A 14,519-nucleotide genomic window follows, 5' to 3' on the forward strand; every position below is an offset into this window, starting at 1 on the left:
AATTTGCATTGGTATGCTATGTTGTTTGTTACAGGGTTAAATGAATATGTACATTCGCGCCGACAAATATGTATGTGATCTATCTCATGTTTTGTTGAAAAGCAGTGTCATTAATTTGTTAGAATATCATTCAGTTAGTTGCTTCGTGACTAATTTTATAAGACTATCTATTGCTTGATAGGTATTTATACAATGAATTTATTGTTGGGTATTTGATATTCTAAGTAGTTATTTTAGATTAACCACTTAGAGCGGTAAGGTTACTTTCGAAGAATAATTAGACAAAGTGCCCAAAGAGGCAGCACTGTAAAGTTGTTTATGCGAAGTACTGGCGGGTATTTTAATGGAAATACTTGCGAAAAAATGCCTTGCTCACATAATGCTGATAACAATTTTCATTCTGACTTCATTTTATTGAGTTAGATGGATTTACAAAGAGAAGAGCCTGAATATGCCAAAGCGTAGTAAAGAAGATACAGAAATCACAATCCAGAAGATTATGGATGCCGTTGTAGACCAGTTACTAAGGTTGGGTTACGACAAGATGTCATACACGACTTTGAGTCAGCAAACGGGCGTTTCTCGTACAGGTATAAGCCACCACTTTCCAAAGAAAACAGATTTCACAGCTGCTCTAGACGGTCGAATCTTCAAGATGTTCATGGAGCACATTGATTTCGAAAATGGTCTTGATGCATTTTCAGCTAGCTGGGTTAAAGCGCTTGAAGACGCTGAGTTCCTAGCAATTTTACGTTTACTTTTCCACCATATCGTTACAGCTGAAAACGCACACGAATTTGCGGCAAACGGTATTGATCGTCTTTACAAGCTAACTGAGACTCAGTTTGGTGATACAAGCGGTAAAGAACTTGAGTGGTTGATTGGTAAATCACTGATTCGTATGAGCCAATAATCAATACGTACTAAAAGAAGCTCCTGAGGGGGCGATTTATAAAGCATGACTGAAAATGAATGCACCGGAAAGCCCCGTAATTAGGGGCTTTTCTTTGGTTCATCGCGGATTAGCGGGAACTAAAAACAAAAACGGTAGTAAGTGATATGGTTTAGTCGCCAAACAAAAATCATACACAAACTACCGTTTTCATGCCGAATCATACTTTCCTATCTTCATTCTGGGAAGGCTTTCAAGTCGTAAAGTCTCACCAGACAGCATCACTTATTACCCTGACTCTTGAACCGAACTCTGAGGCTAAGTGCCTTTGTGGTCTCGAGGCCGAGGCTATTCATGAGTATCAATGGCGTCATGTAAAAGAAGCCATGTTGCTCGGTGTTCCTGTTGTTCTTTCTGTTCAAACGCGAAGAATCAAGTGCCGTGAGTGTGGCATAAAAACAGAATCTCTATCTTGGTTGGAGCCTTATGCTCGTATAACGAAGCGCTTAAGAAGCTATATAGAACAATTACTGCCTCTTCTTCCTATTAAGCATATCTCCCGGTTAACGAACGTTCATTGGCACACCATTAAAGAGATAGATAAATCCCGACTTAGAAAAGTGGTACCGCCAGTGAAATGGGAGGAGCTAAGGCAACTCGTCATGGACGAGTTCGCCATCTTTAAAGGGCATCGATATGCCACGGTCATCGCTGACGCTAAGACACACCAAGTCATTTGGATAGGGTTAGGCCGAAGCCGTAAGGACATACGGCCGTTCTTCGAGCAACTAGGCAAGCATGGCAATAATATCGAAGCGGTCGCAATGGACATGAATACGGCTTTTGATCTTGAAGTTAAAGCACACTGTCCGAACGCAAAAATCGTTTACGACTTATTCCATGTTGTTGCTAAGTTCGGTCGAGAGGTGATGGATAGAGTCAGAGTCGACCAAGCCAACAAACTCAAGCAAGATAAAAAAGCGAGGCAATGGATCAAGCGCTCACGCTGGGTGTTGCTAAAAAACAGGGGTAATTTGAATACACAGCAAAACAGCTATCTTACCGAAATATTGAATATCAATAAGGACTTAATGACCACTTATATACTCGGAGCACAACTCAAAGAGCTTTGGTATTGTGAATCAGAAGTACATGCTAAAGGGCTCTGGGAGGCGTGGTGGGCACAAGTACAAGAGAGTGGAATTAAGCCATTGAAAGAGTTCGCACGAAAACTAAGGCCTTATCTTCACGGCATTATCGCATCTGCGAGTTATCCGCTTAACACCTGCACATTGGAAGGGATAAACAACAAGATAAAGCTAATCAAGCGAATGGGATATGGGTACCGAGATACAGACTACTTCTTCTTGAAGATAAAAGCGGCTTTCCCCGGAAAGCCGCGATGAACCTTTATTTATGGCTTTTGTTACCGCTTTTCAAGCAGCGGGTTATTACTTCTTGGGGGCTTAAATGGATGTAGATTTCACTCCTGCAAAATCTATTGCAGATTTACCAATTTCTGACCCAATATATGCACCTTGCCCACCTATGGCTGGGTGCTAGAACTTCAACCCAGAGCTGACCAGAACTCTTTAGCATGGCTTGAAGTGGTGCGAAAAAACACGGTATTACTCAAAAAAGAAAACCAAAGCGTAACTTTGACCCACTGACTATTCCGCAATCGCAGGGATATTAATATGAGTTCATTCGCAAGATTCGGTAAGACGGGCGTCAGTCCGCCTTTCTCTCAATACATCACCAATATGACCGCGCATTTACCTAAGATTATTAGAAAAGATATCGATTTAAGGTAAGTGCACGAGTGCGTCGTGCTGGGGCAACTGAACGTGGCTTAGCGTTGTTTGCTGGTGACGTAAAGCGTAACGCCGAGAGACAAACTAAACACATTGTTAGTAAATATCCGTTTGCAGCGCCCTCAAACGACACTCAACCTAAGCTAACCATTAGTCATGACATGTTGATGAGTGATGACCCACGAAGACCATGAGCATCGAATCAGAGCGTTAGAGAAAGAAGTTTTCTAAAAGACAAAAGGCCGCTAAAACTAGCGGCCTTCCTTTTTTGCGTAAAAATGAAAATTGTAATGGCAGGGGTGGAGAGATTCGAACTCCCAACACGCGGATTTGGAAAACTTTAATAATAATTAGAGCAAAGCCTAAGCTTACGCGATTCTATTTTAAAATTATTTGAGTGTAGTTCGCTTATTCAACTGATTTATATTGCTTTAATTGTTAAATAGAGGAAAATAAACACCGAAATCAAAATGAGAAATACTACTTATAAAGTATTGCGCGCGGATGAAAAATAAATAACAGAACGTGCTCCTTTTGGTGATGTTGGTTGGCGGTATTCCCGCACGATAGTAATGGATGGGGCGTATAATGCGAAAGATTATGTTGTTGGCTTTATTTACGATAGTTGGTTGCAAAGGTAGCGAAGGGGGAAATAGCAGTTCACCTAATGTGGATTTAAAGAGTTTATTTCCAGATTTCACTGAGGAGCAAATTCAGTCGCTAGAAGGGTCGAGTTGTGTTCAGAGCTGCTCGAATGTCCCTAAAGGCTCGTTGAGAGGTTACCACGAGTTTAGTGGTAAATTCGTTGATGAAAGTGCTCGTTGGGGAGGTGATGATGGCTTTATGCCTACGTATAACAGTCGAGGTTTGGTCATTACGGATAAATCTTGTGATAGTGATTATGTTAGAAAAAAAAGTAACTATGATTATGATTCCTCAGATAACTTAATTCGAAAGACATCTATATATCATGACACTTCAGCATGGACATATACATGGGAGTATGATGTTACCGGAAATGTTACCAGTTACTCCACGACCCGCTATACCGAATATAACGTTTATGATAGTGATAATAAACTAATAGGAGTAGATAACTATTTAGGTAGATACAATGTGACCTATATCTATGACACCAATGAACGGCTAGTAGAGATGCATAGAGAGAACATAGATACTGATAGTGTTTTTATCGAGTATTATTCTTATGAAACTGAAATTGATGCTGATGGTAATTTGGTAACTAAAACTTATAAGGGGTCTGAACCTTCTTTTACCAATGGGTTGCATATAGAAACAAAAGTGACTTCTGAAAGTGGAGAACTTTTGTCTACTACTGAAATAAATTACACTACGCAAGATGGAAATGAATCTATATCAACAGATTTTGATGGTCTGGGTAGAAAAATTCGTTCGTATGGAAATAAAATCTATGCTGGCTCTAACCTAAAATTCGAAGGTACATATATTTATTGTGACTAATAAGTAGTGATAGAAAAAGCAGTAATCTATTGTTTTTTGATTTGTCTAGCCTTGCTTGATCTGGTTCTCTATCCGTGGACATTTGGTAGTATGAGTGAACTAAATGATAAATAAAGCCCATTTCAGCGCTCTATCTGGAGATAGGGAAATGTGACTCAATTTATCCGCGCGGACAAATTGTGGATAGTAATTGAGACTGTCCTAAATTCTGTGTAACTGTCTAAACTTAAGCCTTAAAGGCTAAGGATGGATAGTATGGATAAGAAAGCACTTGAAGCTTTTGCTCGTGAAGCAGCTAAGTCAATTAAGACAGAAACTGATCTTGATGACTTCCGAAAAATGTTAACCAAGGTGACTGTTGAGACGGCATTGAATGTCGAGCTTGATGAGCACCTTGGTTACGAAAAACACTCCCCTAAACCTAGTTCTAACTCCCGTAATGGGTACTCCACCAAGTCGATTATCACTGATGATGGTGAAGTGCCAATAGACGTTCCTCGTGACCGAGAGTCAAGCTTTGAACCAAAGCTGGTTCGTAAGCATCAAACTCGCTTCCAGTCGATGGATGACAAAATCTTAAGCCTCTATGCTAAAGGCATGACGACCCGAGAAATCGTAGCCACATTCAAGGAAATGTACGATGCGGATGTCTCACCAACCCTTATATCTAAGGTGACGGACTCTGTTCTGGAGCAGGTTGTTGAATGGCAATCTCGCCCATTAGATGAAGTCTACCCCATCGTCTATCTCGACTGTATTGTCGTTAAAATCAGACAAGATAAACAGGTCATCAACAAAGCCGTTTATCTTGCTTTAGGCGTAAATATGGAGGGGCAAAAAGAACTGCTTGGTATGTGGCTGTCAGAAACGGAAGGCGCTAAGTTCTGGCTTGCTGTACTAACAGAGCTGCAAAACCGCGGAGTAAAAGACATTCTTATTGCATGTGTCGATGGCCTGAAGGGCTTTCCTGACGCCATTAATGCAGCATTCCCAAATACCCAGATACAACTCTGCATCGTCCATATGGTGAGAAACTCAGTCAAGTACGTACCTTGGAAGGACTATAAGGCTGTCACTGCCGATCTTAAGAAAATCTATCAATCGAAAACGGAAGATGAAGCACTACTCGCCTTAGAGCAGTTCTCAGATAAATGGGATGATAAATACCCTCAGATCAGCCGCTCCTGGACAGCGCATTGGAATAACCTGAACACGCTCTTCAACTACCCCGAAGACATTAGGCGAGCGATCTACACAACCAACGCTATAGAATCACTGAATAGCGTTATTAGAAAAGCGATTAAGAAGCGTAAACTGTTCCCGACTGATGAGTCGGCAAGAAAAGTGATCTTCTTAGCGATCCAGGATGCGTCCAAGAGATGGACAATGCCAATCAGAAACTGGCGACAAGCCCTGAACCGCTTTATGATTATGTTCGAAGACCGACTCACTGAATATATGTAACCCCGACAGTTACACAGAATTATTTACAGGGTCTAGTAATTAATAAATACCATTATAATACATACAGTTGCCATAACGAACAAAGCTCCTAAGGGAGCTTTTTTTGTGCCTATCGTTTGTACTCTTGTTCTTTTTCCATCGTACTCACCGCGCTTTTTTATCTGATTTTTTTGTATCCCAGGGCGTTATTTCTTTTCTTTTTAACCACTTACATTTATGCCTTTCCTGTAAAAAGCTAAGCAACCCTAATTGATAATGTTCACTTATATAGCCTCAAGCGCTCTTAGTGAGGCGTTTTGGGGTTCATTGCTATGGTTGCTAATAAAATTGAGTTTAAGGCGAGAGAGAGGCTATGAGCCAATAAAAAAAGCCTCGATAAAATCGAGGCTTATAGTGATTCAATTATCATTAGTGCAGGGTGCTAAAAATGAGCAGGATCTAAATCGAATTTATTGTGCTGGGTGCACCTGAGGAAAGCTCATCGTCGGGTGCTTTTCTACGATGCTTTTATATCCATAAACATCCTCAATCATTGACGGCTTGAGCGCTTCCCAAGGGCTGCCATCACACACTAAATTACCATCTTTCAATACCACCAATCGGTCGGAATACTGAGCCGCTAAGTTTAGATCGTGCAACACCACGATAACGGCTGCATTATGATTGTCTGCAAGTTCTCTCGCGATCTTTAGCGTGTTGTGCTGGTGGGCAAGATCCAATGCAGAGGTGGGTTCATCAAGCATCAAGATGCATTGGTCGCCAGAGTGGTGGAGTTGAGTGAGTACTCGAGCCAAGTGAACTCTCTGCTTTTCACCACCGGACAGAGAAGGGTAAAGCCTCTCTCCCAAGTGGGATACATCGGCGATGTCCATCTTTTGGTTCGCGATGTTGGTCAGAGTCTTGTTTGACTCTTGCAGTGGAATACCACCAAGTTCAACAACTTCGTGTGCCAGAAATGGGAAGGTCAACGTGCTGTGTTGAGGAAGCATAGCCAAGTGTTTTGCCAACTTGTGTGAAGGCCATTTGTCTTTAGCATGCCCAAAATATTGAATGTCGCCGGTACTTGATATCTCTTGGCACAAGGCTTTGAGGAGTGTGCTTTTGCCTGCTCCATTTGGGCCAAGCAGCGTGGTGACCTTTCCTGCTTCAATCTCTATGGATACGCTATCTAGTATCTTTTTGCTGCCGAACTTTACTTCAATATCGGTCGCTTTTAACGCTGCAGGAAACATTAAAGGATTCTCCCTTTCTGTTGGAATAGTAGGTACAAGAAGAAGGGCGCACCAATAATCGCAGTGACAATACCTACTGGCAGTTCTGCTGGGGCAAGAGCAACGCGTGAAAACATATCTGCCGCTGTTAACAGTAGTGCGCCTAGTACCGCTGATAAAGGTAACAGAACTCGGTGATCAGGACCTGCGAGCATGCGACCTAAATGTGGGATCACAAGCCCGATAAAACCAATCATGCCAGATAGGCTTACCGTGATACCCACACCTGCTGCCGTCAGTAGAATCAGTTGTCGTTTCAGTTTTTGAACTGGAATCCCCAGGTGTTGAGCTTCTGATTCACCTAGGAGTAGGGCATTCAGAGACATCGCTTGTCGGTAAAAAACGACGAACAGTCCAACGAGCGTAATTGCAGCAAGTATAATCCCCGACCATTTAGCGCCAGCTAATGAGCCCATCGACCATAGCGAAAGGTCACGCAGCATTTGATCATCAGCGATGAAATTTAAGAAGCCTATCCCTGCACCTGAAAGTGCGCTGATTGCGACACCTGCTAACAGCATGATAGTTACTGAAGTTCCGAATTTACCAGTACCAAGTTTGTAAACCAACAGGGTGGTCAAAGCACCGCCCAAAAAAGCAAATACAGGTACTGCGGCAAAGTTCATGAATGCCGGATATTGAAGCGAAAGCTGAGAAAACAGAACGATAGCTAATGCTGCTCCCAAGGCTGCACCGGCAGATACGCCAATGATACCAGGCTCAGCCAGTGGGTTGCGAAATAGCCCCTGCATGACGGCACCGCATAGTGCGAGAATGGCACCAATTAGCATGCATAGTATGGTTCTTGGCAGTCGAATTTCTTGGATCACCAAGTTGATGTGAGGTGCTAAGTCATTGTTTGGTTGAATTAAGCTTGTGGCGCTGTCCGCTAAGCTAATGTTCATTGGCCCAACAGTAATCGAGTACAGCGCGACAAAAACTAGGGTAGCACCTAGGCCTAACATCGATGTTTTCAGTGGGACGGATCGTAACAACATAAAGGGCCTCAATATCTATCTCTAACTTTAATCCCCTTTACTAACAACGTGAGTCTGTGGTGAGGGGGAGTGGATTAGCGATAGCAGAAATAGGGTGGTCGAGTTATAGCGGGTAAATAAGTGCGTTTAAACGCTTGGCTTCAGAGAGACTTTCTAGGCCAAGCCCACCAACCAAAGCACTGCCATTCACGGTGATGATTTGCTTGTTCATACCTGCAGGGGTTGCCGCTAACATGGGTAATGATTTAAGAATCGCATCAGCGCCGCCCATTTTTTGGTAACTACGGCCACTCACTAAAATGACATCAGGTTGCATCTCGACAAGCGATTCCATTGATAATGGTTTGTAAGATGTAAGGCTTTGAGCGGCTGGGTTGATACCGCCAGCCAACTCAATGATCGCATTTGGTGATGTTTCACCGCCAGCAACGTTCGCAGGGCGACCTTCGTGCAGCAATAGGAACAGTACTTTCTTGGCTTGGTTACTTGGTACTTGATTCGCTTTAAGTGCGGCAATCTTTTGATTCACATCGGCTTTAACTTGCTGTGAGTGATCTTCAGTGTGTGTGATCTTTGCGATTTGATCGATACGTTTTAGTAGTCCTTCAACGTTAGCCTCAGTGTTAACGATTTCGACATCGACGCCCGCAGATTTCAGTTGAGAGATCGCGTTGTCCGATCCCATCTCATCAGAACCAATCAGTGTGGTTGGCTCTAGAGCAAGCAAACCTTCAGCAGATAGGTTTCTGTGGTAGCCGATCTTAGGCAGTTTTTCAGATTGAGGGAAACGACTGGTCACATCAATGCCAACCAATTGTTCTTCTGCGCCAAGCGCTAAAACCAATTCTGTAACGGCGCTGCCAGCACTGATGATTCGTGGTTGTTCAATGTCGTTAGCCATCGCGGTTGGTGCGCTAAGAGCCAAGCTCATTGCTGCCAATGAAAAGAGAGAAGTCTTGGTCTTTAGTTTATTGAGCACGTTTAAGTTATTCATAATAAGTTCTTTATATCTTTTTGTATCGCGAAGAAACTCAGTGAGCAGTCCGTTCGCATGTGAGTTCTAATCAATGGAGATATTCAGGTCCGACTACTTGGTCTTAGTTACTAAGAGCCAAATCTTCTGAATATCGCGTGTCGCTCTAGCCATCGTCAGTGAGTAATTGAGTTGCAGGAATTCCATTCTCTTGAAGGAAAGACAGCAGTTTCACTAGGTTCTCCACGTTGGCGGCTTTATCCGCGCCAATGATGATCGGCTTTTTATCCGTTGAACCTGTCTCTTCGAGCAAGGCGATCTTGAAATTTTCCCAGTCAATGTATTCTTTTCCGTTGATAGCCCAGTAAGGTTCATGGTCTAAAATATTGACGCTAATCGAATCTTTGTGGACCTCTGAAACGTTTTTTACGTCCGAACTTGGTAGGTCAACTTCGAGTGATTCCAGCTTTACCGAAGCTGTAAGCAGTAGAAAAACCATCACAATAAAAATGATGTCGAGCAGAGGCGTTAAGTCTGGAGTTAGGCTCTGCGTATGGGATGAGTTTGGCGTTTTAATCATGCTTGGCTCACATTACCTACAGAGGCTTGGTTTGCAGACGCATGATTTACATCGCCAGACTGGTTTGTTTGAATAGACATGCCTTCTAGCCATACATTTACGTAATTCAGAGTGTGTTCTAGTTGAGCAAGCACTCGGTCAGCCCAAAGGCCCAATAGTTGTGCACCTGAAATAGCAGGCAGTGCGATCATTAAGCCAGCAGCGGTTGTTCTCATTGCCAATCCAAGACCGTCTGCTAGATCATTTGGTGTGATGCTGCCTGTTGTCGCGGCAACACCTTTGAACATTTCAATAAGGCCAAGTACCGTGCCAAGCAGCCCAATCAGTGGGCTAATCACGCCGATTAAGCCAAGCAGTCTTAGGCCTGCGTGCAATTGGTGGCGTTTTTCTTGTAGCCAGATCCCCGCAGCATCTTCACGTAACCCTTTTGAGAAAGAGTGGTGAGCAAGCAACATTGACACGCCCTTGTACAATAGCGGTCGTTTACCTGAAATCGACTGAGCAAGCGCTTCAATTTCTTGGCTGTTGGTTGGTGATATTTGGTTGAGCTCGCGGCGAATAGCGCGCTTGCCAACACCAATACTGAGCATGACTTGGAAGATTCGCTCAGCGATGATCATTGCCGTGAGTGCTGAACAGATAAGTAAAGGCCAAGTCATTAAGCCAAGTTGATCTTGTAAGTAACTGATTTGTTGCATGATTAATCCAACCTAAAACGAACAGGTATTTGCACACGGTGAGCGATTGCTCGGCCGTTGACAGTGTGAGGTGAGAACTTCCATTGTTTAATGGCTTCTAATGCGGCGTTATCGAGCATCAGTGCGCCTGATGAATTTACTAATGCTTGTTTAACTTGTTTACCTTCAGCGTCTAGCCAGATCTCGTAAGTAGCTACACCCTCAATACCACGACGTCGTGCTTGGCGAGGGTAGTTTGGCGGTGTAGGGCGAGCAGCAAAGGATGGCTTCGTGACCAACACTGGCTCTTGGTTTGAGACGCCTTGGTTTACTTCCTGAGGCTGGTTGGCAGAATCTTCCATATTCTTATCGACTTTCTTGTCGGCTAACTTTTCAGGTTGTGGTGTTGATTCTGTTTTTGGTCGTTCTTTCTTCACGACCTTTTTCTCAGTCACATGTTTCTTTTGAACCGGTTTCTTCTCGACTTTCTTTTCAACGACCTTTTTTTCTACTTTCTTTGGCTGTGGCTTGTTGGTGATCGCCTTTTTCTTAGGTGTTGGTTTAGCTTGCTTGGGTTCAGCGGCTTTTGGCTCCGCTGGTTTATGCTCAGCCTTTGAAACAGGTTCTTTGATTGGTTCTGGTTCAACCGGTTCGGTGACGGTTTTTTGTTGAGCTTGAGAAGGCATGCTCTTTGGAGTGAAGTTGATCGATACCGTGTTCGATTGGCTACCTGCAGGCATCGCAAATACTTTGGATTCTTGAGCGACAAACAATAGTGCCGCATGAATCACTAACGATGCGCCGCCTGCAATAACATACCTAGGAACGTTCACTTTCAATCCTTTACCAAATCTAAATTCTGTAGCAGATTATTGCTTAGAATCTAAATAAGATCAATTATCAATTGCATTATCATTTACGCCTATTTATGATTCTCTGAGTTTTTAGCGAATAGTCTTCCAGACTTTGCTATGTAAGTGTTTAGAGAGATTATATGAGTCTTAATATTTATAAATTTGACGAATCAATCTTGGGCGTTTCTAGCCCTGATCCGCTTCGTTTTGCGTTTGCCAAAAAGCATTCTGCACACGCCGGAGGAAGCTCAATTCTGGTTGAACCGAGCAAGAAGTTGGAGCTCTTTGATGAGTTGATGCTGAGTGAAGGGAAAAAACAGGATAAGCGTTGCTTGTATATCCATATTCCTTTTTGTCGAGTGCGTTGTACTTTCTGTAATTTTTTCCAAAATGCGGCAAGTCGCAAATTGGTAGACGAGTATTTCGATGCATTGATGGTCGAGCTCAAGCAAAAAGCCAACACACCATGGGCTCAGTCTGGATTGTTTCATGCCGTTTATATCGGTGGGGGAACACCAACCGCTCTGTCGCCTAAACAAGTCGAGCTATTAGGTAAGGCTATTCGCCAACACTTCCCTCTAGCAAACAATGTGGAAATGACCTTAGAAGGGCGCATCAACCGATTCGGCGATGATATGTTCGACAGTGCACTTGAAGGTGGCTTCAACCGTTTCTCATTTGGTATTCAGAGCTTCAATACTAAAGTACGACGTAGCGCGAAACGTTTAGATGACCGTGAAGTGGTTCTAGAACGTATCAGCTTTTTAAGTCGTACTGAGCAAGCACCGATCGTTCTTGACCTACTGTATGGATTACCTTATCAGTCGATGGATGTGTTCCAACAAGACCTAGAAGACTACATGTCGACGGGCGCACACGGCATTGACCTTTACCAACTGATTGTTGGGGGCAGTGCCCCTATGCTTAACCTCGTTGAGAAAGGAAAGATCCCGCCACCAGCCAACACACCCGACAAAGCAAGCATGTATTTAGCGGGCGTTGAGTTTATGGCTAAGCACAAAATTAAACAGCTGAGCGTGAATCACTGGACTCGCGATAACCGAGAACGCAGCATTTACAACAGCTTAGCGAAAACTTATGCCGAAGTGCTTCCGGTTGGTTGTGGTGCTGGTGGCAACATTGGCGGCCATGGTGTGATGCAACATCGAACTTTAGATAGCTACATGGAGTCTATTAAGCAAGGCCAATTACCTATTGCCATGATGACTAAGCAGAGTGCTTTGGAACCGATGTTCTCAACGTTAAAGGCAGGTTTCGATTCTGGTGTTGTTAGACGAAGTACGCTACCAAGCTTTATGGGACAAGAGACATTCGACTATTTAAAACCGCTGTTCGAACACTGGGAACAGAATGGTTTAGTTGAGCTATCTGAAGACTACCTGACTCTCACAATCGCTGGCAGCTTCTGGGCAGTAAGCCTAGCTCAGAGTGTTATTAAAGTACTTAACGCTGAGTATCAAGCGATGCACCCAGCGCCGAAAGCATCAGTTTCGGGTGTTCACCCGCATGCAAGCTTGAAGCACGCTTAATATCGAATTTTCATTTTATAACTTACGTAATTACTTGTTTATACGGAAATATATCCAATGACAGATACAACATTAGAAGTAACCGAAACTCTAGAGCAACGTGTCGCGCACATCCTAGAGGAAGAACCAAAACTGCTGCCAACTGCAATTGCAGAGAAGCTTGGCGTTTCAGAGGTTGAGGTAGTCGCTGCTTTTCCAAACGACATGGCAGTGATGCTAGATGGCAGCCGTGCTCAAGAAATCTTGGAAGGCTTAGTGGGTTGGGGACCAGTGACCACGATCGTACACTCATTTGGCTCAATCTTCGAAGTAAAAGCGCCGTTCCCGAAAGGCAAAGTAGCGCGTGGTTACTACAACCTTATGGGCAAAGAAGGCGAGCTTCATGGTCACCTGAAACTCGACAACATCAAGCAGATCGGTTTGGTGAGCAAAGCGTTCATGGGTCGTGAAAGTCATTACTTCGGTTTCTTCAGTGAAACGGGCGAGAACATTTTCAAGATTTACCTAGGCCGCAATGAAAAACGAGAGCTTATTGCTGACCAAGTAGAACGCTTCAAAGCACTAAAAGAACAAGCTTAAAAAGAATCAGCAGTAATAGTTAATAAGACATCAATGCTCGAGGATCGTTTAGTTTGCTAATGATCGCTCAACCTCGGGCAAACATAATAAATCAGAGAAAGCGAAGTAAGGAACTACCCATGGAACAGCAAGTAAAACAAGAACGTCTACAAGGTCGCCTAGGTCCAGAAATTAAAGAGTTTCGCCAAGAGCGCCGTACCCTTCAACTGGCAACGGTTGATGAAGAGGGCCGCCCGAACGTGAGCTACGCGCCCTTCGTTCAAAACCAAGAAGGTTACTTTGTTCTAATTTCTGATATTGCTCGTCACGCTCGTAACTTGAAAGAGAACCCACAAGTTTCTTTGATGATGATTGAAGATGAAGAGAGCTCAAAGCAGCTTTACGCACGTAAGCGTTTAACGTTTGATGCACAAGCGAGTGTTGTCGAGCGTGAAACAGAACTTTGGACTCAAGTGATTGGCCAGATGCAAGAGCGTTTCGGTGAGATCATCGATGGTTTGAGCCAGCTTCAAGATTTCTCTCTGTTCAATCTTAAAGCAGAGAACGGCTTGTTCGTTAAAGGCTTTGGTCAGGCATACCAAGTATCGGGTGACGATCTAGTAGATTTCGTTCACTTGCAAGAAGGCCACAAAAAAGTATCTAACGAGTAACCTTATGTAACTGGTTATTTAAGAAGCCCTCCAATGTGAGGGCTTTTTTACGTCTAAAAATCGTTGTAAACACACTGGGCGTTGATGTGAGAAAAAGCAGACTAAATCAAAGAGTTTGGTATATTGGCGTTTGATTAATATTTATGTGTAAGGATCGCTACGTGAAACCAGTAAGTCGAGATTGGGACGAGTTCTGTTACCCGTTTATTTATGAAGAAAGCCCTATCTGTGATTTTGAGATTCTGTCGGATGAGCTTTGTTGCCGAGTTGGATTGGTTCTTTCATTGGAATTGGAACCACAAGTTCGCGAGATCCTGCAACGCCTGCAGCCGAACATCTATCATTTGAATGGTTCCGTACGTGGGAAGTTAGCGATTACTGAATCCGAACTGGTCGAGCTTAAGCAAGATTACCACCGCATCCGTGAGCAGTTAGAAGGTGGCTTCAAAGGGTTCGTATTACCTGGTGGGAATCGAATATCGAGTGAGCTTCATTTGTGTCGTTGCCAGGCTAAGAAAGTGGTGCGAGCTTTGGTGAGCATTGAGCATCATGAAAGTAAAAAGTCACCGGATCCGATTCTTTTTAAATACGCTAACTTAGTTGCGAACACACTGTATGCATTGGCGTCTTTCACCAATCATGTCAATGAAGTAGAGGAAGTGGAATTCGTGAGTAAGAGCTATTCTATGCCCAAAAGCTCTACGCAGAAAAAGAGTGGCTAGCGATTAGCTCTAT

General features: G+C 43.5%; 15 protein-coding genes. 9 read left to right on the top strand and 6 right to left on the bottom strand.

Annotated elements, in window-relative coordinates; all coding sequences use genetic code 11:
• The first annotated feature begins 451 nt into the window (after positions 1-451).
• The 5 genes from OCV52_RS22815 to OCV52_RS22835 all read left to right on the top strand — a co-directional run bounded on the left by OCV52_RS22815 (position 452) and on the right by OCV52_RS22835 (position 5,652).
• Positions 452-913, top strand: a complete 462-nt coding sequence (locus OCV52_RS22815; protein ID WP_004737753.1) for a TetR/AcrR family transcriptional regulator — start codon at positions 452-454, stop codon at positions 911-913.
• 191 nt (positions 914-1,104) lie between these two features.
• Positions 1,105-2,298, top strand: coding sequence for an ISL3 family transposase (locus tag OCV52_RS22820; RefSeq protein WP_261900840.1), 1,194 nt, complete (start codon positions 1,105-1,107; stop codon positions 2,296-2,298).
• A gap of 416 nt (positions 2,299-2,714) precedes the next feature.
• Positions 2,715-2,900 carry a hypothetical protein gene (locus OCV52_RS22825; RefSeq protein ID WP_137406689.1) on the top strand — a complete coding sequence of 62 codons (186 nt, stop codon included), beginning with the start codon at positions 2,715-2,717 and terminating at the stop codon, positions 2,898-2,900.
• Positions 2,901-3,294: 394 nt separating this feature from the next.
• Positions 3,295-4,188 carry a hypothetical protein gene (locus OCV52_RS22830; RefSeq protein ID WP_137406690.1) on the top strand — a complete coding sequence of 298 codons (894 nt, stop codon included), beginning with the start codon at positions 3,295-3,297 and terminating at the stop codon, positions 4,186-4,188.
• Positions 4,189-4,443: 255 nt separating this feature from the next.
• Complete coding sequence (locus tag OCV52_RS22835) at positions 4,444-5,652, top strand: IS256 family transposase (protein WP_137406691.1); 1,209 nt, start codon at positions 4,444-4,446, stop codon at positions 5,650-5,652.
• Between the two features lie 449 nt (positions 5,653-6,101).
• Here OCV52_RS22835 and OCV52_RS22840 read toward each other — a convergent pair whose 3' ends face one another.
• From OCV52_RS22840 to OCV52_RS22865, 6 genes are all read right to left on the bottom strand, one after another.
• On the bottom strand, positions 6,102-6,884 hold the full coding sequence (locus tag OCV52_RS22840) for a heme ABC transporter ATP-binding protein (RefSeq protein WP_102425009.1): 783 nt from the start codon (positions 6,882-6,884) through the stop codon (positions 6,102-6,104).
• Positions 6,884-7,921: a FecCD family ABC transporter permease gene (locus OCV52_RS22845; protein WP_137406692.1), complete on the bottom strand. Its 1,038-nt coding sequence runs from the start codon at positions 7,919-7,921 to the stop codon at positions 6,884-6,886. The genes OCV52_RS22840 and OCV52_RS22845 overlap by 1 nt, the downstream gene beginning before the upstream one ends.
• A gap of 103 nt (positions 7,922-8,024) precedes the next feature.
• Positions 8,025-8,915: a heme/hemin ABC transporter substrate-binding protein gene (locus tag OCV52_RS22850; protein WP_137406693.1), complete on the bottom strand. Its 891-nt coding sequence runs from the start codon at positions 8,913-8,915 to the stop codon at positions 8,025-8,027.
• A 145-nt stretch (positions 8,916-9,060) separates the two neighbouring features.
• Complete coding sequence (locus tag OCV52_RS22855; RefSeq protein WP_102425006.1) at positions 9,061-9,474, bottom strand: ExbD/TolR family protein; 414 nt, start codon at positions 9,472-9,474, stop codon at positions 9,061-9,063.
• On the bottom strand, positions 9,471-10,172 hold the full coding sequence (locus OCV52_RS22860; protein WP_137406694.1) for a MotA/TolQ/ExbB proton channel family protein: 702 nt from the start codon (positions 10,170-10,172) through the stop codon (positions 9,471-9,473). The genes OCV52_RS22855 and OCV52_RS22860 overlap by 4 nt, the downstream gene beginning before the upstream one ends.
• A gap of 2 nt (positions 10,173-10,174) precedes the next feature.
• On the bottom strand, positions 10,175-10,984 hold the full coding sequence (locus OCV52_RS22865; protein WP_137406695.1) for an energy transducer TonB: 810 nt from the start codon (positions 10,982-10,984) through the stop codon (positions 10,175-10,177).
• Between the two features lie 161 nt (positions 10,985-11,145).
• Between OCV52_RS22865 and hutW the strand changes: the two genes are divergently transcribed.
• The 4 genes from hutW (at position 11,146) to OCV52_RS22885 (ending at position 14,506) form a co-directional block, all read left to right on the top strand.
• On the top strand, positions 11,146-12,555 hold the full coding sequence (hutW, locus tag OCV52_RS22870) for a heme anaerobic degradation radical SAM methyltransferase ChuW/HutW (protein ID WP_137406696.1): 1,410 nt from the start codon (positions 11,146-11,148) through the stop codon (positions 12,553-12,555).
• A 57-nt stretch (positions 12,556-12,612) separates the two neighbouring features.
• Positions 12,613-13,134, top strand: coding sequence for a heme utilization cystosolic carrier protein HutX (gene hutX / locus OCV52_RS22875; RefSeq protein ID WP_137406697.1), 522 nt, complete (start codon positions 12,613-12,615; stop codon positions 13,132-13,134).
• A gap of 119 nt (positions 13,135-13,253) precedes the next feature.
• Positions 13,254-13,784 (top strand): heme utilization protein HutZ, encoded by a 531-nt coding sequence (hutZ, locus tag OCV52_RS22880; RefSeq protein WP_102295703.1) that lies wholly within the window; start codon positions 13,254-13,256, stop codon positions 13,782-13,784.
• A 161-nt stretch (positions 13,785-13,945) separates the two neighbouring features.
• Positions 13,946-14,506: an ATP:cob(I)alamin adenosyltransferase gene (locus OCV52_RS22885; RefSeq protein WP_137406698.1), complete on the top strand. Its 561-nt coding sequence runs from the start codon at positions 13,946-13,948 to the stop codon at positions 14,504-14,506.
• Positions 14,507-14,519 lie beyond the last annotated feature (13 nt).

The sequence above is a fragment of the Vibrio chagasii genome (assembly GCF_024347355.1).
Classification (GTDB): domain Bacteria; phylum Pseudomonadota; class Gammaproteobacteria; order Enterobacterales; family Vibrionaceae; genus Vibrio; species Vibrio chagasii.

Bases quoted from the DNA above. Each gene is read 5' to 3' on its own strand.
- OCV52_RS22860 (WP_137406694.1), bottom strand. From the start codon at position 10,172: ATGCAACAAATCAGTTACTTACAAGATCAACTTGGCTTAATGACTTGG.
- OCV52_RS22855 (WP_102425006.1), bottom strand. From the start codon at position 9,474: ATGATTAAAACGCCAAACTCATCCCATACGCAGAGCCTAACTCCAGAC.
- OCV52_RS22835 (WP_137406691.1), top strand. From the start codon at position 4,444: ATGGATAAGAAAGCACTTGAAGCTTTTGCTCGTGAAGCAGCTAAGTCA.
- OCV52_RS22845 (WP_137406692.1), bottom strand. From the start codon at position 7,921: ATGTTGTTACGATCCGTCCCACTGAAAACATCGATGTTAGGCCTAGGT.
- OCV52_RS22850 (WP_137406693.1), bottom strand. From the start codon at position 8,915: ATGAATAACTTAAACGTGCTCAATAAACTAAAGACCAAGACTTCTCTC.
- OCV52_RS22820 (WP_261900840.1), top strand. From the start codon at position 1,105: ATGCCGAATCATACTTTCCTATCTTCATTCTGGGAAGGCTTTCAAGTC.
- OCV52_RS22840 (WP_102425009.1), bottom strand. From the start codon at position 6,884: ATGTTTCCTGCAGCGTTAAAAGCGACCGATATTGAAGTAAAGTTCGGC.
- hutX (WP_137406697.1), top strand. From the start codon at position 12,613: ATGACAGATACAACATTAGAAGTAACCGAAACTCTAGAGCAACGTGTC.
- hutZ (WP_102295703.1), top strand. From the start codon at position 13,254: ATGGAACAGCAAGTAAAACAAGAACGTCTACAAGGTCGCCTAGGTCCA.
- OCV52_RS22830 (WP_137406690.1), top strand. From the start codon at position 3,295: ATGCGAAAGATTATGTTGTTGGCTTTATTTACGATAGTTGGTTGCAAA.
- hutW (WP_137406696.1), top strand. From the start codon at position 11,146: ATGAGTCTTAATATTTATAAATTTGACGAATCAATCTTGGGCGTTTCT.
- OCV52_RS22815 (WP_004737753.1), top strand. From the start codon at position 452: ATGCCAAAGCGTAGTAAAGAAGATACAGAAATCACAATCCAGAAGATT.